The sequence below is a fragment of the Nocardia cerradoensis NBRC 101014 genome (assembly GCF_000308535.1).
GTDB lineage: Bacteria > Actinomycetota > Actinomycetes > Mycobacteriales > Mycobacteriaceae > Nocardia > Nocardia cerradoensis.
Genome location: NZ_BAFW01000002.1, coordinates 38,489 through 64,134 on the forward strand (window position 1 = coordinate 38,489; position 25,646 = coordinate 64,134).

A 25,646-nucleotide genomic window follows, 5' to 3' on the forward strand; every position below is an offset into this window, starting at 1 on the left:
GACGGCGGTTGTCGACCGGCCGGTGACCGTGCGGTAAACACTGTCCGGGCCTTCGCGGCGATATTCCGCTACCCGTCCCGGTCCGCGCACGGCCGTGACCACCATCCCCGCCGGCGAGACCTACGGCGTGCAGACGCGATGACCCGCTACGGCTACGCTGGGCTCCCGTGACCGTCGCAGCTCCCTACGATCTGATCGTCGTCGGCTCCGGATTCTTCGGGCTGACCGTTGCCGAACGCACCGCCAACCTGCTGGGTAAGCGGGTGCTCGTGATCGAGCGCCGCTACCACCTGGGCGGTAACGCGTATTCGGAGGCGGACCCGGAAACCGGAATCGAAATCCACAAATACGGTGCCCACCTGTTCCACACCTCCAACAAGCGAGTGTGGGATTACGTCAATCAGTTCACCGAGTTCACCGGTTACCAGCATCGGGTCTTCGCGATGCACAAGGGACAGGCCTACCAGTTCCCGATGGGTCTGGGGCTGATCTCGCAGTTCTTCGGACGTTATTTCGGTCCCGAGGAGGCGCGCGCGCTCATCGCGGAGCAGTCCGCCGAGATCGAGACCAAGGATGCCGCGAATCTCGAGGAAAAGGCGATTTCGCTGATCGGCCGCCCGCTCTACGAGGCGTTCGTCCGCGATTACACCGCCAAGCAGTGGCAGACCGACCCCAAGGAACTGCCCGCCGGCAATATCACCCGGCTGCCCGTGCGATACACCTTCGACAATCGCTATTTCAACGACACCTACGAGGGTCTGCCGGCCAACGGTTACACCGCCTGGCTGGAGAAGATGGCCGAATCGGATCTGATCGAGGTGCGCCTGAACACCGATTGGTTCGAGGTTCGCGACGAAATCCGCGCGCAGAATCCGGACGCGCCCGTCGTCTACACCGGCCCGCTGGACCGCTACTTCGACTACAGCGAGGGCGAACTGGGCTGGCGCACCATCGATTTCGAGACCGAAGTGCTCGAGACCGGCGACTTCCAGGGCACCTCGGTGATGAACTACAACGATGCCGATGTGCCGTTCACCCGCATCATCGAGCCGCGCCATTTCCACCCGGAGCGTGACAGCTATCCGGAGGACAAAACCGTGATCATGCGCGAATTCTCCCGCTTCGCGCAGTCCGGTGACGAGCCGTACTACCCGATCAACACCCCGGAGGACCGCGCCAAACTGCTCGCCTACCGCGAGCGGGCGAAGAACGAAACGGCCACGGCCAAGGTGATTTTCGGCGGACGTCTGGGCACATACCAGTATCTCGACATGCATATGGCCATCGGCAGCGCGCTGAGCACCTTCGACAACGTGCTGCGCCCGCATCTGGAATCCGGCGCACCGCTCACGGCCGGCGATTCCGAGTAATGTGCCACCGGCCCGTACCGCGGATGCAGGAAGTGAAATGACCGCACAAGTGACCCTCGAGGATATGAGCACCGAGACCCGCGCGAAATCCCTGCTGCAGCGCATCATTCTGCCTCGCCCCGGCGAGCCGCTGGATGTGCGGACGCTGTATCTGGAGGAATCGGCGACGAACGCTCGGCGCGCTCATGCTCCCACGCGCACCTCGCTCTCGATCGGCGCCGAATCCGAAGTGTCGTTCTGCACCTATTTCAATGCCGTGCCGGCCAGTTACTGGCGGCGCTGGACGATTCTGGAATCGGTGGTGCTGCGCCTGGAACTGTCCGGGCACGGCCGGGTGGACGTCTACCGCTCCAAGGCCGACGGCTCCCGAATCCATGTGCGCGGTAACGAATTCGCGACGACCACGGCGGGCCGTGAATCGATCACCGCACCGACCGATGTGACCACGGTCGAATTCGAGGTCGAGCTGGCGCCGTTCGAGGACGGCGGCTGGATCTGGTTCGACATCACCACCGATTCCGCGGTCGAATTGCGCAGCGGTGGTTGGTACGCGCCGATCGAGGCGCCCGGCGAGGGCAGCATCGCGGTGGGCATGCCGACCTTCAACCGGCCCACCGACTGTGTGAACACCCTCGCGGCCCTCGGCTCGGATCCGCTCGTGCTGGAGAAGATCGCGGCCGTGATCATTCCCGATCAGGGCAATCGCAAGGCCGTCGACGAACCCGGTTTCGCCGAGGCGGCCGCGATTCTCGGCGATCGGCTCGCGATTCACGATCAGCCGAATCTCGGCGGTTCCGGTGGTTACAGCCGCGTCATGTACGAGGCGCTGAAAACCACGGACGCGCAATACATCGTCTACATGGACGACGATATCGAGATCGAGCCGGACTGCATTCTGCGCGCACTGGCCTTCGCCCGTTTCTCCCGCACCCCCACGCTGGTGGGCGGGCAGATGCTGAATCTGCAGGAGCGCTCGCATCTGCACACCATGGGCGAGGTGGTCGACCGCGGTATCTGGATGTGGACCGCGGCGCCGAATGTGGAATACGACCACGATTTCTCGAAGTATCCGCTGCGCGACCGCGACAATTCCAAACTGCTGCACCGGCGCATCGATGTCGATTTCAACGGCTGGTGGACCTGTGTGATCCCGCGCGTGGTGGCCGAGCAGATCGGTCAGCCGCTGCCGCTGTTCCTGAAGTGGGACGACGTGGAATACGGCCTGCGCGCCCGCGCGGCCGGATATCCGACGGTCACGCTGCCGGGTGCGGCGGTCTGGCACATGGCGTGGAGCGACAAGGACGACGCCATCGACTGGCAGGCCTATTTCCACCTGCGCAACCGCCTGGTGGTCGCGGCCCTGCATCTCGGCAACGACGGCCGCCCGATGATCGTGAACACGGTCAAGGCGACGCTGAAACATCTGCTGTGCCTGGAATATTCGACGGTCGCCATTCAGAACCAGGCGATTCGCGATTTTCTCGCCGGGCCGGACAAGCTGTTCGAACTGCTGCCCACGGCCCTGGGGCAGGTCGCCGCGATGCGGAAGGAATTCCCGGATGCGGTGATCGTCGGCTCCTCGACGGACCTGCCGCTGCCCAGCGGCGCCGATGTGGGGGCGGTCGGTGAACCGTCGAATCCGCTGGCGAAGGTCGTCCGGCTCGGCAAGGGCGTGGTGCACAATCTGCGCAAGGCCAAGACCGAACATCACGACCGCCCGCAGTTGAACGTCCCGACCCTGGACGCGCGTTGGTTCCTGCTCTCGCAGGTCGACGGGGTTACCGTGACCACAGCCGACGGGCGTGGTGTGGTGTACCGCAAGCGTGATCCGCGTCAGGCCCGGGAGCTGTTCGCCGAGGCGATGCGGCTGCGCCGGGAACTGGCCGCCCGATTCCCGGAGCTGCGGGAGCGGTACCGTGCCGCACACGCCCGCTTGACCAGCACGGCGGCCTGGGAGAACGCGTTCGGAATCAACACTAGTGAGGACAAATGACCGCCCCAGCCTCCTCCGATCCGGCAGGCGCCCCGCATCTGCAGGTGGTGGCGGACCCCGAGGTGTCCAAGCCCGCCGAGGTCAAGATCCTCAACGCGGTGCAGGGCGCCATCGGCACGCCGCCGGTGATCAAGGCCGCGCGCGGGATGTCGCACTTCGGTGAGCACGCGCTCGGCTGGATGGCCATCGGCGCCGCCGGTGCACTGGTCGACAAATCCCGCCGGCGCCAGTGGGCCGGCGTCGCGGTCGGCGCCTTCGGGGCGCACGCCGCCTCGGTCGTCATCAAGCGCATCGTCCGCCGACCGCGCCCGCACGACCCATCGGTGCAGGTCAACGTGTCGACGCCGAGCAAACTGAGCTTCCCGTCCTCGCACGCCACCTCCACGACGGCGGCGGCCGTGTTGCTCGGGAAGTTGACCGGGCTACCCTTGCCTGCGGTGCTCGTGCCGCCGATGCTGCTCTCCCGGGTCGTTCTGGGAGTGCACTATCCCTCCGACGTGCTCGCCGGATCCGCTCTGGGTGCGGCATCCGCCGCAGCCGTGCTAGCCGCCGAAAAGAGATTCGCCAGTGACCGCACAGGAAAGAACCCTCGCTGATATGAGTGAAGAGCCGACCGGCACCGACCTCGACGAAGCCGTCCTGAAGGGTCCGCCGAAGACGCTGGCCGGCGGAATCGTCAAAGCCGTGCGGCCACGGCAGTGGGTGAAGAACGTCCTCGTGCTGGCGGCGCCGCTGGCCGCCGGTAAGGACGCGGTCTCCGGTGCGTACGTGCTGGCGGATGCGACCGTGGTCGCCCATATCGCGATCGCGTTCGTCGTGTTCTGCATGGCGGCCTCGGGGATCTACCTGGTCAACGACGCGCTCGACGTCGAGGCCGACCGCGCCCACCCCACCAAGCGGTTCCGGCCCATCGCGGCCGGCATCGTGCCGGTGAACCTGGCGTACTCGCTCTCGGCGGTGCTGCTGATCGGCTCGATCGCGGGTTCGTTCCTGGCGTCCTGGCATCTGGCCGTCGTGATGGCGGTCTACATCGGCATTCAGCTGGCCTACTGCTTCGGCCTGAAACACCAAGCGGTGCTCGACATCTGCATCGTGTCCTCGGGCTTCCTGCTGCGCGCGGTCGCCGGTGGCGCGGCCGCCGACATCCGGCTCTCGCAGTGGTTCCTGCTGATCATGGCCTTCGGCTCGCTGTTCATGGCGGCGGGTAAGCGCTACGCGGAGTTGAAGATCGCGCTCGACACCGGCGCCAAGATCCGCAAGTCGCTGCAGTACTACACACCCACCTACCTGCGCTTCATCTGGACCCTGTCGGCCACCGCGGTGGTGGTCTTCTACGGGTTGTGGGCCTTCGAAACCGATCACAAGCACACCCAGTGGTTCGCAATCTCGATGATTCCGTTTACCATCGCAGTCCTGCGCTACGCGGTCGACGTCGATGGCGGCGAGGCCGGGGAACCCGAAGAGATCGCGCTGGGGGATCGCATATTGCAGCTCCTGGCCATCGCCTGGATCGGAGCGGTAGGTGTCGCTGTCTATCTCACCTGACGAGATGCTGGTAGCGGGAGACGAACACGGGGAGGGGGCAGACGCGGAGTCGTCCGATCGCGCACTACAGCGCGACGGCGATGCCGCGCGCCGCTTTTCGGTGCTCTCCCGCACGGTATTCGTCGGTGGGGTGCTCGTCACCGTCGCGTTGTTCGGTATCGGTGCCTGGCAACGGCGCTGGATCGCCGACGACGGCCTGATCGTCCTGCGCACCGTGCGCAATCTGCTGGCCGGAAACGGCCCGGTCTTCAACGCCGGCGAGCGGGTGGAGACCAACACCAGCGCGGCCTGGACCTACGTGATCTGGTTCTTCGGCTGGGTCAGCGACGCCCGGCTCGAATATGTCAGCCTGTTTGTCGCGCTGACCCTTTCGCTGCTGGCCGTCGTCTTCGCCATGGTGGGTTCGGCGCGGCTGTGGCGCCCGTTCACCGCTACCGCGCCGACGCTGCTGCTGCCCGCCGGTGCGCTGGTCTACATCGCCGTTCCGCCGGCACGCGACTACGCCACCTCGGGTCTGGAGAACTGCCTGGTCATCTTCTGGCTCGGCGTGCTGTGGTGGTTGCTGCTGCGCTGGAGTCAGGACGAGAAGCCCGGCCTGGCACAACTTCTCGTGGCCGGCTTCTGGGCCGGTTTGTGCTGGGTGGTCCGGCCGGAGATGACCGTCATCGGTGGTCTGGCCCTGCTCATGCTGTTCTGCGCGCCGGTGCCGCGTACCCGGTTGCGCCCGGTGCTGATTCGCGCGCTGCTGGTGGCGGTCGGCGGCGCGGTGCCGGTCGGCTATCAGATCTGGCGCATGGGCTACTACGGCCTGCCCTATCCGAACACCGCGGTGGCCAAGGAGGCCGGCGGCGCCAAATGGGGTCAGGGCCTGAAATATCTGTGGGATCTGATCGGGCCGTACTACCTGTGGATTCCGCTGCTGATCCTCGTCGTGGTGACCGCCGTGCTGCTGCGCGGCAGACGCCGGACGACCGGCGCCACTGTTGTTGCCGCCGAGGCCGGGCGCTGGGTCCGGCTGCGGCGGTGGCTGCGCTCCCCGGCCGCGGTGGTGACCCTGATGGTCGGCGGCGGCCTGCTGCTCGTGCTGTTCAACATGCGGGTGGGCGGCGACTTCATGCACGGCCGCATGCTGCTGCCGCAGCTGTTCTGCCTGCTGCTGCCGGTGTCGGTGCTGCCGGTCCGGTTGCCGGTCGGGGACCGTTCCGCATGGCTGCGGTGGTCGTTCGCCCTGCCGCTGATCGCCTGGCTGGGGACGGCCGGGTGGGCGCTGTTCGCGGCCAATACCACCGCCGACACCTCGGGCGGGCAGATCAGCGCGTCGGGCATCGTGGACGAGCGGATCTACTACGTCCTCAACAGCGGGCACGACCATCCGGTCCTGGCCGAGGATTATCTGGACTACCCGCGCATGCGGGCGATGCTGCAGGACATCGCGGCGACGCCGGACGGCGGACTGCTGATCAACTCGCCGTCGTTCATGATGTGGTACGTCGCGCCACCGCCGCTGCCGATTCCGCCCGGCGGGTACGGGCACACCGTCTACTTCCTCAATCTGGGCATGACCAGCATGAACGTCCCGCTGAGCGTGCGCGTCATCGACCAGGAGGGCCTGGCGTATCCGCTGGCCGCCCATACCGACCGGCTGGCCGACGGACGTATCGGACACGACAAGAACCTGTATCCCGACTGGGTGATCGTCGATACCGGTATGGTCGACCAGCATCCGTGGATGCCGTGGTTCCTCGACGAGAAGTGGGTACGTCAGGCGCGGACCGCGCTGTCGTGCCCGGCCACCCAGGACCTGCTGGCCTCCTATCGAGCGCCGCTGACCTGGGATCGGTTCAAGCACAACGTCATCCAGTCGCTGCATTTCGCGAAGTACCGCATCGACCGGGTGCCCAAATACGAGATCCAGCGTTGCCGCCTGGTGGACCCGACGACACCGCCTCCGGTGCCGAACTAGACCGCCGACGGCAACGAAGAAGTCGTGTATTAGTCTCGGTTTGATAACGCCGACGTATCGATTTCACGATACGCTCGGTGACGGACGTCCGTCGGGGGCGCATCTCCGCATGCGCACGGGTGATCATTCGCAGAGAAGAACAGCGGTCGGACGGGCCGCGCTACGGGAAAGGCCGGACAGGGTATGCGAGGCGTGACTGTGCGATGGGTGCAGCAGAGACGTCGGAGACGGTCGCAGCAGCCGTCGGCGCCTCATCGAACCGGATGGCTCAAGCGGTCCGCGGTGGGCGTTGCCTTGGCGACGTTGCTGCCGTTCGGGGTGTCGGTGGCAGAGGCCGGACATGCGGCCGCGGCGTTCAATCCGACGGGTATCGACTTCTGGGTCGATTCGGCGATGGGCCCGATCAAGTCGCGCATCTTCCGTGCGGCCGACGGCAATACCGGACGGGTGGTGTACGCCCTCGACGGTATGCGCGCCCAGGGCGACATCAGCGGCTGGGAGAAGGAAACCAACATCATCCCGGCGTTGGTGAACGCCAACATCAACGTGGTGATGCCGGTCGGCGGTCCGTCGAGCTTCTACGCCGACTGGAACGCGCCGAGCAACTTCTTCGGCATCGATACCGGTTCGGTCGGCTCGTCCGGTTCGGCCTCGACCGGCTCCGCGATGACCGGTTCCTCGAACTACAACGAGACGCTGGGCAAGGTCAACACCTACAAGTGGGAAAGCTTCCTCACCCAGGATCTGCCCAACGCCCTGAGCGCGCGGATGGGCTTCAGTTCGCACCGCAACGGCGTCTTCGGCCTGTCGATGGGTGGTAGCGCCGCCCTGACGCTGGCCGCGTACCACCCGGACCAGTTCAGCTACGCCGGCTCGTTCTCGGGTTATCTGAACATCTCGGCGCCGGGTATGCGTGAGGCCATGCGCGTGGCGATGCTGAGCGCCGGTGGGTACAACATCGACGCGATGGCACCGCCGTGGGGCCCGCAGTGGTTGCGGATGGATCCGTTCGTGTTCGCACCACGGTTGAAGGCCAACAACACTCGGCTGTGGGTCGCGGCCGGCAGCGGCATTCCGTCGCCGCAGGACGCGGTCGCCCCGCTCGACATCATCCAGGGATCACCGCTGGAGGCCTTGGCGCTGGCCAACACCCGCGCCTTCCAGGTGCGCATGATGACCCTGGGCGCCGGCAACGTCACCTACGACTTCCCGAACGTGGGTGTGCACAACTGGCACAACTGGGAGGACGAGGTCTACCGGATGCTCCCGGATATGTCGGCCAATATCGGCTGATATCAGCACGACTCGCAGCCCCGCGGCGGACTTCCGCCGCGGGGCTGTGTCGTATATCGGGAGTGTGCCGCAGATCACCTTTCGGACTATTTCCGTGTTGAATCATTCGGTCGCGCTTCCGGATCACCGATACTCGATTGGTATCGAAGAACCCTCAGTACCGCGGCGAGTGCCTTCGCCGGAACGCTTGTGTCTGTGTTGTCCGGAATGAGCGGTGGCTCGTACGGTGTGGGATCGGGTGCGACTGCCGCTTCAGGTGAAAGGTCGTGTCGATGCGATTTGCGCATAGGAAGCCGTCACTCGGAGATAGGTCCGGTTCGTGGCTCAGGCGCTCGGCTCTGGGCATGGCATTGGCACTGCTGCTGCCACTGGGAGTTTCGGTATTCGGCAACGGCGCGAGCGCGTCGGCGGCATTCGACCCGTCGGGGTTCGACTTCTGGGTGGATTCCCCGGTCATGGGTGCGGTCAAGTCCCGGGTTTTCCGGGCCAAGGACGGGAACACCGATCGTGTGGTCTATGCGCTCGACGGTTTGCGGGCCCCGCAGACACTCAACGGCTGGGAGATCGAGACGAATGTCGCGCAGGTCCTGACCGACTGGAATATCAACGTCGTGATGCCGGTCGGCGGCCAATCCAGTTTCTACGCGGACTGGAATGCGCCCAGCTCGTTCTTCGGCGCCCCGCCGAGCAATTTCGGTTCGGTCAACACCGGATCCGGTGCGACCGAGGCATTCCTGGGCGGGCCGGGGAAGGACTATCGCTACGACTGGGAGACGTTCCTGACCGGCCAGTTGCGCAATGCCCTGCGTGATCGGCTCGGGTTCCGGGCCAGCCGCAACGGCGCATTCGGATTGTCGATGGGTGGTAGCGCCGCGCTGACGCTGGCCGCGTATCACCCGGACCAGTTCAGCTTCGCCGGATCGTTCTCGGGCTATCTGAACATTTCCGCCCCCGGTATGCGTGAGGCGATTCGGATGGCGATGATCGACGCGGGCGGTTACAACGTCGATTCGATGGCTCCGCCGTGGGGCCCGCAGTGGTTGCGAATGGACCCGTTCGTTTTCGCGCCGCGCCTGATCGCGAACAACACCCGGCTCTGGATCGCGGCCGGCAGCGGTGTGCCGTCGCAGGAGGACCTGGGCCTGCCACTGCCGGCCGCCGCCGACCACATCATGCGCGGTGCGCCGCTGGAGGTGCTGGCATTGGCGAATACCCGGGCCTTCCAGGTGCGGATGGCGACGCTGGGCGCGAGCAACGCGGTGTATTCGTTCCCGAATGCCGGTGTGCACGACTGGTTCAACTGGCAAGCCGAGGCATACCGGATGATTCCGGACCTTTCGGCGAATATCGGCTGAACATCCGCGACATCTCGGGCCCCGGCGAAACCGCCGGGGCCCGTGGCATGTTGGGCGTTTCCTGGTGAAATTCACCGGCGCAGTAGTTGATTCGTCATTTCACGCTGTCATTTCCGTGCGGACGCGATAGGGTCACTGCACGATTACGAATGGCGCACGGGCGGATTTCAGCCACCCGGCGGGGTCCGTGTTGCTAACGATTGGGCGGTCGAATATCGTCCAGCGAGCGCAAGTGTGACCGTTCGTAGCCGCGGCGTCGCTCATGTCGAAAGGTCGGGTTCGACGTGGGCGCAGATCATGCCGTCGCTGACGGAAGTGGTCGTGGCGCGGCGACAACAGCAGACAGCAGCAGAAAGAGAGCAGTATCCATGCGTTTCGGCAGGTCGGCCGCGCCGGTTTCGCATTCGGCGCTCGCGCCGGAGTCAGCCCCCAGAGGGCGGCGAGGCGCTCAGCGTGGTTGGCGCACACGACTTCTCGCTGCGGGTGCCGCGATGGCACTCCCGATTGCGGCGGGCATCATGGCTCCGGCCGCCATCGCCGCTCCCGTTCACGCACCCGTGCATCAGACACCCGCGGGCGGCTACGACGAACTGATGGTTCCGTCGAGCATGGGCCCCATCAAGGTGCAGGTGCAGTGGGCGCGCAACGGCGGTAACGCCGCACTGCTGCTGCTGGACGGCCTGCGTGCTCGCGACGACCGCAACGCGTGGTCGTTCGAGACCAACGCCCAGCAGATGTTCGGCAACGACAACGTCACCCTGGTGATGCCGGTGGGTGGCCAGTCCAGCTGGTACGCCGACTGGCAGGGCCCGAGCAACACCAACGGCCAGAAGTTCACCTACAAGTGGGAAACCTTCCTCACCAAGGAACTTCCGGACTTCCTCAGCAACTACGGCGTGGAGCGGACCAACTACGCGGTCGCCGGTCTGTCGATGAGTGGGCCGGCGGCGTTGCGCCTGGCGGCATTCCACCGTGACCAGTTCAAGTACGCGGCCTCCTTCTCCGGCCCGCTGAACTGGAACGCCCCGGGTATGCGCGAGGCGATTCGCGTGATGATGCTCGATGCCGGCCGCTTCAACGTCGACTCGATGGCCGCGCCGTGGAGCCCGCAGTGGCTGCGTTCGGACCCGATGGTGTTCGCGCCGCAACTGCGCGGTCTGCCGATGTACATCTCGGCCGCCAGTGGTCTGCCGGGTCAGTACGACCACCCGAACGGCCTTGTCGGTGCGTTCAACACCGGTAACGCCATGGGCATCGAGTTGATCTCGATGGTCAGCACCCACTCGTTCAAGGCTCGACTGGACTCGCTGGGTATTCCGGCCGCCTACGACTTCCCGCCCACCGGCACCCACGCCTGGCTCTACTGGCAGGACGAGCTGGCCAAGGCTCGCACGGGCATCCTGGCCGCACTGAACGCCTGATCAAGGGCCGCGACAGCAACTGAAATCGGCGCCGCGCAGATCCGATCTGCGCGGCGCCGATGTGTTGCGGGCGGCCTCAGGTTGCCTTGTGCGCTGGCATTTCTCAGGTTTGCTGTCCGCGCGTCCTACCGCCTCGAGCGGTCTCGGCGCGGTACAACACTCCTGTGGCAGGTGTGGTATGCGGTAGACGGGGGACGGTTCGTCGCGGCCGCCGGGGTCGCCGGCGACTCGCGATGCTGGCCGCTGCGGTCATCCTGCCGATCGCATCCGGGATCACCATCGCACCGCTCCCGGCCTCCGCCGAACCCGCCGCGGTGCCGGCCCCGGCCGGGGCGACCGTCGAGAAGGTCGTCTGGCTGACCGAACGCCGCGTCGCGCTGTGGGTGAATTCGCCGTCCATGGGTTCGCCGGTCCAGGTGCAACTGCTGCTGGCCCGGGACTGGAATTCCCGCCCGGACGCGCGATTCCCGCTGCTGTTCATGCTCGACGGCCTGCGTGCCCAGGACGACGAAAGTGGCTGGACCAAGGATGCCGGCGCCGTCGACTTCTACGCCGACAAGAACGTCACCGTGGTGCTGCCCATCGGCGGCCAGTCGAGCTTCTATTCCGACTGGGTGCAGCAGGACAACGGCAAGAACTACAAGTGGGAAACCTTCCTGACCAAGGAGCTGCCGCCGCTGCTCGAGAACCAGTGGCGCGCCACCGATGCGCATGGCGTGGAGGGTCTTTCGATGGGCGGTACCGCCGCGATGTTCCTCGCCGGGCGCAATCCCGGCTGGGTGAAGTACGCGGCCTCCTATTCGGGTTTCCTGACCACCACGAGTGTCGGTATGCCACAGGCGATCATGTTCGCGATGCGCGACGCCGGTGGATTCGACGCCAACGCCATGTGGGGGCCGCCGACGAATGCGGAGTGGTCCGAACATGATCCGTACCAGCTGGCGCCCAAGCTCAAGGGCATCAGCATGTACGTCTCCGCCGGCAGCGGCACCACGGGCGCCTACGACAAGCCTTCCGACATCCCGGGCATCAGCACCAACTACGCCGGGATGGGCCTGGAGATGCTGTCCCGGTTGACCAGTCAGAACTTCGTCGACAAGCTGAACAAGCTGTCGATTCCGGTCCAGGCCAATTACCGCCCCTCCGGTACACATTCGTGGCCGTACTGGGATTTCGAGATGCGTCAGTCGTGGCCGCAGGCCGCGGCCGCGCTCGGCGTGGAGGCCGACAAACCGGCGTGCGCGGTGAACGGCGCGGTCGCCGCGGCCGTGCAGATCGACAAGTGGCTGGGTGACTGCGTCACCGGCGAGTACCAGGTGACCAACGGCAGCGCGCAGGACTTCAAGGGCGGCCGGATGTTCTGGTCGCAGGCCACCGGCGCCCACGCCGTGGCGGGGGCGATCGGCGGGACCTATCAGGCCACGGGCGGACCGGGCGGCCCGCTGGGCCTGCCCACCTACGCCGAACAGCCGCTGCCGGACGGGCAGGGCCGCTTCCAGACTTTCCAGGGTGGTTCGGTGTACTGGTCGCCGCAGACCGGCGCCCAGGTGATCCGCGGGGCGATTCTGGCCGAATGGGAGCGGCAGGGCTTCGAACGCGGCCCCGCCGGTTACCCCACCGGCCCGGAGGCCAGGACGCCGAACAAGGACGGCGTGGTGCAGGGCTTCCAGGGCGGGCCGATGTACTTCAGCGACAAGACGGGGGCGCATCGGGTGCAGGGCCTGATCCTCGGCAAGTACGCGCAGCTGGGCTTCGAGAACAGCTGGCTCGGTTTCCCGGCGGCCGAGGAGCAGCCGACCAAGGATCTGGGCCGCTACAGCAAATTCGAGAGCGGCACCATCTACTGGAGTCCGCTCTCCGGGGCGTGGGCCGTACGCAACGGCCCGATCATGGACGCGTGGGGCCAGCAGGGCTTCGAGAACGGCAAGCTCGGCTACCCGATCAGCGACGAGTTCCCGGTGCCCGGCGGCGTCCAGCAGAATTTCCAGACCGGATTCGTCGTCGTGCGCGACGGCAAACCCCCCGAGGTGCACGGGGCCTAGGGCGATAAATCACCTTTAAGTGGTTGATGAGGGTTCCGGCCATGGGATCCCTGTCCGCGCCGGTTGCCGTTAACCTGGAGCGCGACCTGCTAGGCCTTGGAAGAAGCTCTAGCCTTTAGCGAACTAGATCGAGGACACGATTCATGCTTCGGACCCGTCCGGTCGGAGAACGGTACATCGCTGGTGGCAAGGTCGCCGGCATCGTGGTCGCGCTGGCGGCCACCGGATTACTGGCCGCCTGCGGCGGTAACGATTCCACGGCGTCGAGCACGCCCACGTTGAAGCCGTCCCACACGACCGCCACGGTCCCGGCGGCACAGAGTGCGCCGAACAGCGCGCCGGCGGCGCCCGAGCCCAGCCCGGAGCAGGCCCCGGCCACCAGCACCGCGAACGAACGTCCGGAGCCGGCGCAGCCGACTTCGGCCGAGAGCGCCCCGCTGTCGGCGAAGGATCAGGCCTACCTGGACGAGTTGAAGAAGCGCGGGGTGAATCCGTCCAGCCCGGACATCGCGATCACCGCGGCCAACTACGTCTGCCAGAGCAAGGCCAGCGGCGCCTCCGATCAAGAGGTCAAGACGTTCGTGAACGCGATGGCGGGCACCGACCCGTCCTTCGATCCGCAGAAGATGTCGGTTGAGCAGGCGGGCCAGATCTACATCGACGTCGCGACCCAGTCCTACTGCAACAAGTGAACGCGCGACGTCGTTCCGGATATGCCGGGGGCGGTCGCGGCCGCAACCGGCGTCCGGGTTGTCTGCTGTTCGTGCTGATCGCGGTCCTGGTGGCGATCCTGGCGCTGGTTCTGTGGTTCGTGCTCGCGGGCCGGTTGCACGTCCCGAAGCCGGGACCGTCGAAGCCGGGTAAACCCACCAGTCAGCCGGCGTCCTGCCCGGATGTGCAGTTACTGGCGATTCCCGGCACCTGGGAGTCGAACAGCAACGACGATCCGCACGATCCGACGGCCAATCCGGCGTCGTTGATGCTGCATGTGACCAACCCCGTGCGGCAGCAGTTCCCGGAGTCCCGGCTCGACGTCTACACCGTTCCCTACGTCGCGCAATTCTCGAATCCGATCGCGATTCCGCCGGACGGTCAGTCGTCCTACAACAACAGCCGGTCCGAGGGCACCCAGCGGGCGCTGGCGGAACTGACCGATATGTCGAAGAACTGCCCGCTCACCAACTATGTGATCGCCGGATTCTCCCAGGGCGCCGTGATCGCCGGTGATATCGCGGCTCAGATCGGCGCCGGGCAGGGGCCGGTCGCCGCCGACCGGGTTCTCGGCGTCACGCTGATCGCCGACGGCCGTCGCGTGAACGGACCCGGGCAGGCCGGTGAGATCGGGGTCTCCCCGCCCGGCGTGGGCGCGGAGGTCGCGCTGAAGGGCCTGTCCGTTCCGGGCATCACGATGACCGGGCCGCGCGGCGGATTCGGTGCGCTGGCCGGGCGCACCAACACCATCTGCGCTCCCGGGGACCTGATCTGCGATGCCCCGCCGCAGGCGCTGAATCCGCTGAATATCGTGCCCAGCCTGATGACCCTGGTGCATGCCGTCGGCAATCCGGTGCACAGCCTCTACAACACTTTCCAGGTGGACGATCAGGGCACCACCGCCACCCAGTGGGCGGCCGCCTGGGCCGAGGGTCTGATCAAGGACGCCCCCCACCCGCCGCACAGCTGACAACCAGCGGTGACCGCGGTCGCCGGAGGTCCCGGAAAAAAAGTAAACCCGAGGGTCACTCAGATTTTGGTGAAGGCTGTAAAGTGCAGCGATGATCGCGCCACAGCGCACATCCGCACAGCCAGGAGCAGAGAGTTCATGACAGAAGCCGCCGCCGCCGGCGCGACCAGCGGTGTCGAGATGACAGCGCTGGGTGTTCCGGCGCGCGCGTTCCGATTCGCTGCTGCAGGTGAGGGAAATCAGCAGGAGGGCGGTGCGCGGAAATTCGTCAAGCTCGCCCAGCAGGCCGAGGAATACGGATACGACTCCTTCGCGATTCCGGACCACCTCGGCCCCCAGGTCGGCCCGATCGCCGCACTCGGCGCGCTCGCCGTGGCCACCGACCGCATCCGGATCGGAACCTCGGTGCTGGCCAACGGTTTCCGGCATCCGGTGGTGCTGGCCAAGGACGCCGCGACGATCGATGTGCTCTCGCGCGGACGGCTCGAACTCGGCGTCGGCGCGGGCTGGATCAAGAGCGAATTCGACGCCGCCGGTCTGCCCTACGAATCGCCGGGCGTGCGATTGGAGAAGCTGGACGAGGCGCTGACCATTCTCGATGTGCTCCTGCGCGGGCAGGAATGCCATTTCGAGGGCAAGCACTATCAGGTCCGTGGCATCAAGGGAACGCCGCGGCCGCGGCAGGGTCCCCGTCCGCCGCTGGTGACCGGTGGTGGCGGCCCCAAGATGTTGCGGCTGGCCGCCAAGCACGCCGACATCATCTCGGTGGTGCCGCGCACGACCAAGACCGGTAAAGGCCTGTTGTCGGGAATCACCCTCGAGAAGACCATCGAGAAGGTGAATCTCATCAAGGAGGCCGCCGGGGACCGGTTCCCCGAGATCGAACTCAACTGGACCGTCACCGCCGTCGTGATCACCGACGATCGCGAGCGCACCGCGGAGATGGCGTTGGCCGCCCTCGACAAGGGCTTGCACCCGGATCTCGAGGTCGACGTCCAGCTGTCGGTGGAAGACATCCTGAATTCGCCCTATGTGGCCATCGGCACATTCGAGGAGATCGCCGAGCAGATCCGTAACGTGCGGCGATTGACATCGATGTCCTATGTCGGAGTGTTTCCGACCCAGATGGATGCTTTCGCACCGGTGATCCCCTTGCTGCGAGAGGAGCCGTAGCGAGTCGCCACCGTGCAAGCCGGGGAATCGTTCGGCTCGCTCCGGAGACCGCTTCGGGGCCTGCTCTGTAACATGTCCCTGGCTCGAGTACATCTAGCCGATAGGTGGTCACCGCGCAGACCACCGGAAAAAGCTGCAGGCAAGCTCTCGCACCACAGAGCGCCCGCGGGTGAAAGAGAGTCGGGGCCTCACAGGTAACAGCGGCCATGTCGCCGTGCTGCGTGTGCCTCGGAGGAGAAGGAATGACGGACGAGACTTTCGACGATTACCTGGACGAAACCGGGAACATCAGAATTCCCGAGGGCCGCACCCTGGTCGATTACGTCGAGAAGCACACCCGCAACGATGCGAACGATCTTGCGTATCGCTATATCGACTACTCCCGCGAGCGCGACGGGGAGTACCAGGACCTGACCTGGAAGGAATTCGGCGTCCGGCTGCGCGCGGTGGCCGCTCGCCTGCAACAGGTGACCAAACCGGGCGACCGGGTGGCGATTCTGGCGCCGCAGGGCCTGGACTATGTGATCTCCTTCTTCGCCGCCATCTACGCCGGCACCATCGCCGTGCCGCTGTTCGATCCGGACGAGCCGGGCCACACCGACCGGCTGCACGCCGTACTGGGCGACTGCAAGCCGTCGGCGATTCTGACCGCCAGCTCCTCGGCCGCCGGCGTGCGCCAGTTCTTCCGGCCGCTGCCGGCCGCGCAGCGTCCGCGCATCATCGCCGTCGACGCTGTGCCCGACACCCTCGGCGAGTCCTGGGTGCGGCCGGATCTGGCCGTCGACGACATCGCCTACCTGCAGTACACCTCGGGTTCGACCCGGACCCCGGCCGGTGTGGAGATCACCCACCGGGCGGTCGGCACCAACCTGCTGCAGATGGTCAACGCCATCAACCTGGACTGGAATTCGCGCGGTGTCACCTGGCTGCCGCTGTACCACGACATGGGCCTGCTGTGCGTGATCCTGCCGGCCATCGGCGGCAAGTACATCACCATCATGTCGCCGAGCGCCTTCGTCCGGCGCCCGGGCCGCTGGATCTCCGAGCTCGCCGCGGTATCCGACGGCGCCGGCACCTTCGCCGCCGCGCCGAACTTCGCCTTCGAGCACGCCGCGGCGCGCGGTCTGCCGAAGAACGGCGAAACGCTGGATCTGTCGAACGTGATCGGCCTGATCAACGGCAGTGAGCCGGTGACCACCTCGTCGATGAAGAAGTTCAACGAGGCGTTCGCCCCTTACGGGCTGCCGAAGACCGCGATCAAGCCCTGCTACGGCATGGCCGAGGCGACGCTGTTCGTCTCTGCGACGCGGGCCGAGGACGAGGCCAAGGTCATCTACGTCGACCGCAACGAGCTCAACGCCGGACGCGTGGTGAAGGTCGACCAGGGCGCGCCGAACGCCATCGCGCAGGTGAGCTGTGGCTACATCGCGCTGTCGCAGTGGGCCGCGATCGTCGACCCGGAATCGATCGACGACCCCGCGGGCGCGCAGGAGCTGCCCGAGGGCCGCGTCGGCGAAATCTGGTTGCACGGCAACAACATCGGCATCGGGTACTGGGGTCGCGAAGAGGAAACTCGCAAGACCTTCAAGAACCTGCTGACCAATCGCCAGGCCGAGGGCTCGCACGCCGCGGGCACCCCCGACGACGCGATCTGGCTGCGCACCGGCGACTACGGCGTCTACGTCGACGGCGAGCTGTACATCACCGGCCGCGTCAAGGACCTGGTGATCGTCGACGGCCGCAACCACTACCCGCAGGACCTGGAGTTCTCCGCGCAGGAGGCCAGCAAGATGCTGCGCCCGGGCTTCATCGCGGCGTTCTCGGTGCCGGCGAATCAGCTGCCGGCCGAGGTCTTCGCCGCCGACAGCCACGCCGGTCTGAAGTACGACGCCGACGACGCCTCCGAGCAGCTGGTGATCGTGGCCGAGCGGGGGCCGGGCGCACACAAGGCCGACCCGCAGCCGATCGCCGACGCGGTGCGCGGTGCGCTGTCGCAGCGGCATGGCGTGACCGTGCGCGATGTGCTGCTGGTGCCCGCGGGTTCGATTCCGCGTACCTCGAGCGGCAAACTGGCGCGCCGGGCGTGCCGGGCCGCCTATCTGGAGGGCACGCTGCGCGGTGGCTATCAGCAGCAGGCCTTCCCCGACGCACCGGACGAAGAGTAAGTCGTGCTCCCGGTGATTTCCCACCGTGCCGAGATCGGGGTTTCTCGTCGCCCCGGCCGGTTCGTTGGTCGCTGTGACGTGCCCGTTCGACGGGCCGCCCGGCATCCGGCGGCGGTGCGGAATTCACCGGGTGACGCGCGCTGCGTGGCGAGTTGTCCACAACCCGCCACTTATCCACATGACGGCGAATCGGCTGTCAATCCCCGCCCGCGCAACATTCGCACACAGGTAGCTTGAGGAATTGATGGCTGACAACGAGGGCACCCAGACGACGGAAACCAGTGGCGTCACCGCCGCCGAGACCACCGGCGACGCGAACGCCGAGGTGGAGCAGACCACTGCGACCGGACAGAGTGTGACCGAGCCGGGCGGTGTGGCGAAATCCGGCGGCACCACCGATATGTCGGTGGCCGAACTGCGCGAGTGGCTGCAGCGCTGGGTCGCCGACGCCACCGGCCAGCCGGTGGAGCAGATCACGGTGGACCGGCCGATGGAGGAATTCGGCCTGGCCTCCCGTGACGCCATCGCCCTGGGCGGTGATATCGAAGAGCTCACCGGCGTACTGCTGAACGCGACGATCGTGTATCAGCATCCGACGATCGCGGCGCTCGCCGAGCGGATCATCAACGGTGAGCCGGAGACGCCGGAAGAGGCCGCGGACGACGCCTTCTACACCGCCGGATATCAGCCGGGGGCGGCGCACGATATCGCCATCGTCGGTCTCTCCACCCGCCTGCCCGGGGCCGGCGATACGCCGGAGTCGACCTGGGACTTCCTGATCAACCGGGGTGACGGCATCCGGGACCTGCCCGAGGGGCGGTGGTCGGAATTCCTGGCCGATCCGGATATCGCGGCGGCCGTCGAGAACGGCAATACGCTCGGCGGCTACCTCGACCAGGACGTGATCAAGGGCTTCGACGCGGAATTCTTCGCGATGTCGCCCGTCGAGGTCGAGCGTGTCGACCCGCAGCAGCGGCTCATGATGGAGCTGACCTGGGAAGCGTTGGAGCACGCGCGAATTCCGGCGAATACCCTCAAGGGCGAATCGGTCGGCGTGTTCATCGGTACCTCGACCAACGATTTCTCGTTGATCGCCGCACTGGGACTGGGCAAGTCGGACACCGACGCGCCGGCCTCGGCCGACGCCTATGCCCTCACCGGCGGCTCCACCGCGATCGTCGCCAACCGGGTGTCGTACTTCTACGACTTCCGCGGTCCTTCGGTAGCCGTGGACACCGCGTGCTCGTCCACCCTGGTGGCGGTGCACGACGCGGTGCGCGCCCTGCGCAACGGCGACGCCGACGTGGCGCTGGCCGGTGGTGTCAACATGCTGCTGGCCCCCGCGATCACGCTCGGATTCGATTCCATCGGCGCGGTCGCGAAAGACGGCCACATCAAAGCGTTCTCATCCGACGCCGACGGCATGGTCCGCAGTGAAGGCGCCGGCATGGTGGTGCTCAAGCGCCTGGCCGACGCCGAACGCGATGGGGACCGCATTCTCGCGGTGGTGAAGGGGACTGCCGTCAACTCCGACGGTCGGTCCAACGGTATCGTCGCCCCGAATCCGGACGCCCAGGTCGATGTGCTGCGCCGCGCCTACCGGGATGCGGGTATCGCGCCCTCGACGGTCGACTACATCGAGGCGCACGGCACCGGTACCCCGATCGGTGATCCGATCGAGGCCGACGCGCTCGGCCGGGTGATCGGCCGTGGGCGCGAAGACGACAAGCCGGTGCTGCTGGGTTCGGCGAAGACCAACTTCGGACATCTCGAATCCGGCGCCGGAGCCGCCGCCCTGGCCAAGGTGATTCTGGCGTTGCAGCACAACGTCATTCCGCCGAATATCGGCTACGCGGGTCCGAGCCCCTTCATCCCGTTCGATCAGGCGCACCTGAAGGTCGTCGACGAGCCCACCGAATTCCCGCGCTACAGCGGTACCGCCACCATCGGCGTCTCCGGATTCGGATTCGGTGGGACCAACGCGCACGTGGTCATCCAGGAGTACGTCCCGGCCGCTGCCGCCGAGGCGAAAGATGCTGCCGCGCAGGGCGCTTCGGCCGACGCCGAGACGCTCGACGCCGAACTCGACAACGAGGCGACCGATGTGCTCGCCGGCGCCGAGGCCATCGTCGAGGGCAGCGATCCGCTGGCCGCCCCGGAGCCCGTCGCCGAGGTGGCCGAGTGGACGCAGGAACGCACCGAGCCGCTGCCGGTGATCCTGCCGGTGTCGGCCTATCTGCCCTCGCGCCGTCGCCGGGCCGCGAGCGATCTGGCCGACTGGCTGGAATCCGAAGCGGGACAGGCGACTCCGCTCGAAGATGTGGCGCGGTCGCTGGCCAAGCGCAACCACGGGCGTTCGCGCGGCGTGGTGCTGGCCAAGACCCATGAGGAGGCCGTGGCCGGATTGCGGGCCATCGCCGCCGGTAAGCCGGGCGCGGGCGTATTCACCGCCGATTCCCCGGCCGCCCAGGGCCCGATGTGGGTGCTGGCCGGATTCGGCTCGCACCACCGGAAGATGGGTAAGCAGCTCTACCTGGAGAATTCGATCTTCGCCCGGACCGTGGACGAGGTCGACGAGCTGGTTGTCGACGAGGCCGGATATTCGGTCAAGGAGATGATCCTCGACGACGCCCAGGACTGGGATGTGGGCACCTCGCAGGTCGGCGTGTTCACCATCCAGCTCGGTCTGGCCGCGCTGCTGCGTGCGCACGGAGCCGAACCGCATGGCGTGGTGGGGCATTCGCAGGGTGAGGCAGCCGGTGCGTACATCTCCGGTGGTCTGCCGCTCGAGGACGCGGTGCGCGTGATCTGCGCGCGGTCGCGGCTGATGGGCGAGGGCGAGCAGATGATCACCGACGACCAGGTGCGCAATATGGCCCTGGTCGAATACAGCGCCGAAGATATCGAGAAGGTGCTGCCGGAGTACCCGGATCTCGAGGTCGCGGTATACGCCGCGCCGACCAACACCGTGATCGGCGGCCCGCCCGATCAGGTGCACGCGATCGTGGCGCGCGCCGAAGCCGAGGGCAAATTCGCGCGAGTGCTGCAGACCCGCGGCGCCGGGCACACCTCGCAGATGGATCCACTGCTGGGCGAGCTCGCCGCGGAGCTGGCCGGCATCGAGCCGACCAAGGTGACCACGGATCTCTACTCGACCGTGCACAAGGCGACCGTGTACAAGGCCGGGTCGGACCCGGTGCACGATGTCGACTACTGGGTGACCAATATGCGCGGCTCGGTGTATTTCACCAACGCGATCCGCCGCGCGGTCGACGCCGGCATCACCACCTACCTGGAACTGGCGCCGAATTCCGTTGCGCTCATGCAGGTGATGGGCACGACCTTCGCCGCCGGTGTGCACAACGCGGCTCTGATCCCCACGCTCAAGCGCAAGGAGGACGAGGCCGCGGGCGTCATCTCCGCGCTGGCCCAGCTGTATGTGCAGGGTCATCCGGTCGACCTGGTCTCGCTGCTGCCCGCCGGTGACTACGCCGACGTGCCGCGAACCGCCTTCCTGCGCAAGGAATACTGGCCCAAGGTCAGCATCGCGACGGGTTCGGGCAGTGGCCGCGCGCCCGGTGCGCACGTGGCGTTGCCCGACGGCCGCCACGCCTGGGAGGTGTCGGCCGCGGCCGTCACCGATCTGGCCGGCCTGGTGAACGCCGCTGCGGCGCAGGTGTTGTCGGAGGTGGCGCTGGGGGCGACCGTCGCGCATTCCCCGCTGCCGGCATCCGGCACCCTCACCACGACACTGACCCCGCATCCGGGCGGAGCATCGGTCCAGGTTCACGTCCGCGAGGGCACTGCGTTCCGGCTGCTGTTCGATGCGGTGGTGACCGCGAGCGCGCCGTCCACCAACGGAACCCCGGCACCCGCCGTCCAGCCCGCTCCCGCCCCCGCCGAAACCGGCAGCGGCACAGCCGATCTCGTCGTCGCGGAGAGTTTCGGCGACCGCTGGGATCCGAACGGTACGCAGACCGTCGAGGAGCGACTGGCGACCATCGCCGCGGAATCCATGGGTTATGCCGTGGAGGACCTGCCGATGGAGATCCCGCTGATGGAGCTGGGTCTCGACTCACTGATGGCGATGCGGATCAAGAACCGCGTCGAATACGAATTCGACATCCCGTCGCTGCAGGTCTCCGCGGTCCGCGATGCCAGCCTCAACGAGGTGGGCAAGGTGCTGCGCTACGCCATCGAGCACCGCGACGAGGTTGCCGCGATGGCGGAAAAGCAAGCCGCCGAGGGTGGTTCGCTCACCGTGGACGACAACTTCGTCGCGGCCGCGCGGGCCGCGATGGAGGCCGGTGAAGATCCGGCCGCGGTTGTGCAGCAGCAGGTGGCTGCCGCCCCCGCCGGAACCGCCGGTGCGGTGGCGGACGTGGCCGATGCGGATCAGAAGGCAAGCGCCACGGCAGATTCGGCGAGCGAGGTCGCCGAGCCGGCAGGTGGGGGTGCCGACGCGAAGGACGGGGCTGCTACCGCGCAGGCGGCGGCCGTGTTCGGTGGCGGCCAAGGCGCGGGCACCAAGGAGCCGGAATCGGATGTGCCTCCGCGTGATGCGGCCGAGCGGTTGACCTTCGCCGCGTGGGCGATGGTGACCGGTAAGTCGGCCGGTGGCATCTTCAACACGCTGCCGATCCTCGACGAGGACACCGCGGAGAAATTGGCCGCGCGGCTGTCGGACCGGGTCGGCAGCACCGTCGACGTCGACGATGTGCTCGACTGCGAGACGATCGAACAGCTGTCGGATATCGTTCGGCGACACCAGGATTCGGCCACGGAGGTCGAGGGCTTCATCCGCCCGCTGCGGCCGCGGCCCGAGGGCTCGACCGCGATCCCGATCTTCGTCTTCCACCCCTCGGGCGGTAATACGCTGGTGTACGAGCCGTTGCTCAAGCGGCTGCCGGAGGGCACTCCGATGTACGGCTTCGAGCGGATCGAGGGTTCGATTCCCGAGCGGGCCCGCGAATACGCCGCCGAAATCCGCAAGATCTTCCCCTCCGGTCCGTACGTCCTCTACGGGTGGTCGCTGGGTGCGGTGTTCGCGCTGCAGGTCGCCCAGATCATGCGTGCCGAGGGCGACGACGTCCGGCTCGTCGGTCTGATCGACCTGGCGATCCCGGTGGAGGACGAGGATTCCTCGCCGGAGGGCCGTCGCGCCCGGATCGAGCGGTTCCAGGCGTTCGCGCAGAAGACCTACGGCATCGAGGGTCAGCTCGACGACGAGATGTTGCAGGAACTCGCGGACGCCTCCGACGAAGAGCAGTACGAGATCATCATGAGCCTGCTCAAGTTCGCGGACGTCAAGATCCCCGGCGGTGTGCTGGAGCATCAGCGCACCTCATGGCTCGATGGCCGCGATCTGCAGAAGGCGCAGCCGTCGCACTACGAGGGCGATGTGACGCTCTATCTCGCCGACCGCTATCACGACGGCATCATCGAACTCGAGCCTCGTTTCGCCGATCGGCAACCGAACGGCGGATGGGATGGTTACATCCCCAACCTGGAAGTCATCCACATCCCGGGTGACCACCTCCAGATCATCGATGAACCGCGCGTCGCGCAGATCGGTGCCGACCTCACCCGGAAACTGGCCGCGATCTCCGACGATGCACCCGGGAAGGGAGAGCAGTGAGTACGACCGCCGAGAGGCTTGCCGACCTGCGGAAGAAGCTGGAACTCGCGCAGGAGCCGGCCGGCGAAGCGGGGGTGGCCAAGCGGGCCAAGAAGGGTATTCCCTCGCCGCGCGAGCGGATCAACATGCTGCTGGACCCGGGAACCTTCGTGGAAATCGGTGCGCTGGTACGCAATCCGGCGGACAAGAACTCCCTCTACAGCGACGGTGTGGTCACCGGCCACGGGTTGGTGGAGGGCCGCCCGGTGGCGGTGTTCTCCCATGACCAGACCGTGTACGGCGGCACGGTCGGCGAGATGTTCGGCCAGAAGGTCGCCTCGCTCATGCGCTTCGCCGCCAAGATGGGCTGCCCGCTGGTCGGCATCAACGACTCCGGTGGCGCGCGTGTGCAGGAGGCCGTGACCTCGCTGCGCTGGTACGGCGAGATGGCGATCGCCATGGAAGCACTCTCGGGTGCGGTGCCGATGGTGTCGCTGATCCTCGGCAACTGTGCCGCGGGTGCGGTGTATCAGCCGATCTGCACCGATGTCGTCATCGCGACCGAATCCGCGCACATGTTCGTCACCGGCCCGCAGATCACGCGCGAGGCCACCGGTGAGGACGTGACCGCCGACGAACTGGGCGGCGCCTACCGGCAGGCCGACTGGGGCAATATCCACCACGTCGCCAAGGACGAGAAGGCGGCGTTCGAGTGGGCGCGTGAATATCTGAGCTTCCTGCCCTCCAGCTGCCAGGAGGAACCGCCGATCGTCAATCCGGGCCTCGAGCCCGAGATCACCGAGACCGATCTGGAACTGAACACCTTCGTTCCGGACTCCGACAACGCCAGCTACGACATGCACGAGGTGTTGCTGCGGATCTTCGACGACGGCGGATTCCACGAGGTCGGGTCGGATATGGCCCGCAACATCATCACCGGATTCGCCCGGGTGGACGGCCGGTCGGTCGGCGTGGTCGCCAACCAGCCGATGTATCTGGCGGGTGCGCTCGACGCCAAGGCGTCCGACAAGGCCTCGCACTTCGTCCGGATGTGCGACGCGTTCGAGATTCCCCTGGTGCTGGTCGTGGATACGCCCGGCTTCATGCCCGGTCTGGAGCAGGAGCGGGCCGGCGTCATCAAACGCGGCGGTCGCTTCCTGTTCTCCTTCGTGGAGGCGTCGGTGCCGAAGGTCACCGTCGTGGTGCGCAAGGCCTACGGCGGCGGCTGGGCGGTCATGGGGTCCAAGGCCCTCGGCGCGGATGTGTACTTCGCCTGGCCGACGGCCCGGATCGCCGTGATGGGTGCGGAGCAGGCGGTCGGCCTGGTCGGCCGTCGTCAGCTCGAGGCGGCGCCGGAGGATCAGCGCGAGGCCATCCGCAAACAGATGATCGACTTCTACAACGCGACCGCCGCCACCCCGTGGCCCGCGGCCGAACGCGGCTATATCGATGCGGTCATCGAACCCTCGGCGACCCGCTTGGAGATCCGCAAGGCGCTCACGCTGCTGCGCGACAAGCGCCTGCAGCGCAACCCGCGCAAGCACCACTTGCTGCCGCTGTAACCGCGCCATCGCCACCGACGCCGGCCTCCGCATCATTGTCGATCGAGGCCGGCGTTCGTGTCGGTACAGCGTCGCACCGCGACTGCCGGACCGCGGCGTCGTGCCTGCGCGTTGCTGCGGTTACGCCTGGTTGAACGCCGGGTAGCGCGTGTCTTTCGTGGAATCGCCCGGTCGGCGGGCCGCCATATGAGAGCCTTCAGCTATGGGTAGCTCACCGAAGGCTGTACTCGAAGGCGGGCCGGCCGACCTGCCGCACCGCATCGTTCCCATCACCCCACCCGGCATCGAATTACGCGTGCAGAACGCCGGTGGCTACGAACGTTTCAAATCCACACCACGCCGCCAGGACACCCCGGAAGGCAATCTTCCCGTCTACGAATGGATCGAACACGTCGACGTGTAGGGCAGCCAACCCACATCTCCGCAGATGACGACGGCGGGCGGCGCACGATATGTGCGCCGCCCG

At 66.8% G+C, this 25,646-nt stretch carries 16 protein-coding genes; all 16 read left to right on the forward strand.

Annotation, left to right across the window (positions count from 1 at the left end; translation table 11 throughout):
- Positions 1-167: 167 nt before the first annotated feature.
- Complete coding sequence (glf, locus tag ON23_RS00445; protein WP_039775177.1) at positions 168-1,370, forward strand: UDP-galactopyranose mutase; 1,203 nt, start codon at positions 168-170, stop codon at positions 1,368-1,370.
- A 37-nt stretch (positions 1,371-1,407) separates the two neighbouring features.
- Positions 1,408-3,363, forward strand: coding sequence for a glycosyltransferase (locus ON23_RS00450; protein ID WP_039775178.1), 1,956 nt, complete (start codon positions 1,408-1,410; stop codon positions 3,361-3,363).
- A gap of 62 nt (positions 3,364-3,425) precedes the next feature.
- The gene (locus ON23_RS00455; protein ID WP_036497096.1) at positions 3,426-3,959 is read left to right on the forward strand and encodes a phosphatase PAP2 family protein; all 534 of its coding nucleotides are present in this window, start codon (positions 3,426-3,428) and stop codon (positions 3,957-3,959) included.
- 1 nt (position 3,960) lies between these two features.
- Entirely contained in the window at positions 3,961-4,908 is a 948-nt protein-coding gene (locus ON23_RS00460; protein WP_039775180.1) for a decaprenyl-phosphate phosphoribosyltransferase, read from the forward strand.
- A 4-nt stretch (positions 4,909-4,912) separates the two neighbouring features.
- On the forward strand, positions 4,913-6,871 hold the full coding sequence (locus ON23_RS00465) for an arabinofuranosyltransferase AftB family protein (RefSeq protein WP_051041745.1): 1,959 nt from the start codon (positions 4,913-4,915) through the stop codon (positions 6,869-6,871).
- A gap of 282 nt (positions 6,872-7,153) precedes the next feature.
- A complete protein-coding gene (locus tag ON23_RS00470; protein WP_039775182.1) occupies positions 7,154-8,164 on the forward strand; it encodes an alpha/beta hydrolase in 1,011 nt (336 codons plus the stop codon).
- Between the two features lie 272 nt (positions 8,165-8,436).
- Complete coding sequence (locus ON23_RS00475) at positions 8,437-9,519, forward strand: alpha/beta hydrolase (protein WP_051041756.1); 1,083 nt, start codon at positions 8,437-8,439, stop codon at positions 9,517-9,519.
- 491 nt (positions 9,520-10,010) lie between these two features.
- Positions 10,011-10,940, forward strand: a complete 930-nt coding sequence (locus ON23_RS00480; RefSeq protein ID WP_036497019.1) for an alpha/beta hydrolase — start codon at positions 10,011-10,013, stop codon at positions 10,938-10,940.
- A 233-nt stretch (positions 10,941-11,173) separates the two neighbouring features.
- The gene (locus ON23_RS00485) at positions 11,174-12,982 is read left to right on the forward strand and encodes an alpha/beta hydrolase-fold protein (RefSeq protein WP_039775184.1); all 1,809 of its coding nucleotides are present in this window, start codon (positions 11,174-11,176) and stop codon (positions 12,980-12,982) included.
- 143 nt (positions 12,983-13,125) lie between these two features.
- Entirely contained in the window at positions 13,126-13,674 is a 549-nt protein-coding gene (locus ON23_RS00490) for a DUF732 domain-containing protein (RefSeq protein WP_051041746.1), read from the forward strand.
- Positions 13,671-14,663: a cutinase family protein gene (locus ON23_RS00495; protein WP_051041747.1), complete on the forward strand. Its 993-nt coding sequence runs from the start codon at positions 13,671-13,673 to the stop codon at positions 14,661-14,663. The genes ON23_RS00490 and ON23_RS00495 overlap by 4 nt, the downstream gene beginning before the upstream one ends.
- 138 nt (positions 14,664-14,801) lie before the next feature.
- Positions 14,802-15,836, forward strand: coding sequence for an LLM class F420-dependent oxidoreductase (locus ON23_RS00500; RefSeq protein WP_036497022.1), 1,035 nt, complete (start codon positions 14,802-14,804; stop codon positions 15,834-15,836).
- Between the two features lie 242 nt (positions 15,837-16,078).
- Entirely contained in the window at positions 16,079-18,001 is a 1,923-nt protein-coding gene (gene fadD32 / locus ON23_RS00505) for a long-chain-fatty-acid--AMP ligase FadD32 (protein WP_039775186.1), read from the forward strand.
- 244 nt (positions 18,002-18,245) lie between these two features.
- Positions 18,246-23,639, forward strand: coding sequence for a polyketide synthase Pks13 (gene pks13, locus ON23_RS00510; protein ID WP_083903588.1), 5,394 nt, complete (start codon positions 18,246-18,248; stop codon positions 23,637-23,639).
- Positions 23,636-25,180: an acyl-CoA carboxylase subunit beta gene (locus ON23_RS00515; protein ID WP_039775188.1), complete on the forward strand. Its 1,545-nt coding sequence runs from the start codon at positions 23,636-23,638 to the stop codon at positions 25,178-25,180. Before pks13 ends, ON23_RS00515 begins: the two co-directional genes overlap by 4 nt.
- A gap of 202 nt (positions 25,181-25,382) precedes the next feature.
- The gene (locus ON23_RS00520) at positions 25,383-25,583 is read left to right on the forward strand and encodes a DUF5988 family protein (RefSeq protein WP_036497026.1); all 201 of its coding nucleotides are present in this window, start codon (positions 25,383-25,385) and stop codon (positions 25,581-25,583) included.
- Positions 25,584-25,646: the final 63 nt, after the last annotated feature.

What these genes read in the sequence shown, in the direction of transcription:
- ON23_RS00475 (WP_051041756.1), top strand. Translation starts at nt 8,437, where the DNA reads ATGCGATTTGCGCATAGGAAGCCGTCACTCGGAGATAGGTCCGGTTCG.
- ON23_RS00450 (WP_039775178.1), top strand. Translation starts at nt 1,408, where the DNA reads ATGACCGCACAAGTGACCCTCGAGGATATGAGCACCGAGACCCGCGCG.
- ON23_RS00520 (WP_036497026.1), top strand. Translation starts at nt 25,383, where the DNA reads ATGGGTAGCTCACCGAAGGCTGTACTCGAAGGCGGGCCGGCCGACCTG.
- pks13 (WP_083903588.1), top strand. Translation starts at nt 18,246, where the DNA reads ATGGCTGACAACGAGGGCACCCAGACGACGGAAACCAGTGGCGTCACC.
- ON23_RS00465 (WP_051041745.1), top strand. Translation starts at nt 4,913, where the DNA reads ATGCTGGTAGCGGGAGACGAACACGGGGAGGGGGCAGACGCGGAGTCG.
- ON23_RS00480 (WP_036497019.1), top strand. Translation starts at nt 10,011, where the DNA reads ATGGCACTCCCGATTGCGGCGGGCATCATGGCTCCGGCCGCCATCGCC.
- ON23_RS00500 (WP_036497022.1), top strand. Translation starts at nt 14,802, where the DNA reads ATGACAGAAGCCGCCGCCGCCGGCGCGACCAGCGGTGTCGAGATGACA.
- ON23_RS00460 (WP_039775180.1), top strand. Translation starts at nt 3,961, where the DNA reads ATGAGTGAAGAGCCGACCGGCACCGACCTCGACGAAGCCGTCCTGAAG.
- ON23_RS00490 (WP_051041746.1), top strand. Translation starts at nt 13,126, where the DNA reads ATGCTTCGGACCCGTCCGGTCGGAGAACGGTACATCGCTGGTGGCAAG.
- ON23_RS00485 (WP_039775184.1), top strand. Translation starts at nt 11,174, where the DNA reads ATGCTGGCCGCTGCGGTCATCCTGCCGATCGCATCCGGGATCACCATC.
- fadD32 (WP_039775186.1), top strand. Translation starts at nt 16,079, where the DNA reads ATGACGGACGAGACTTTCGACGATTACCTGGACGAAACCGGGAACATC.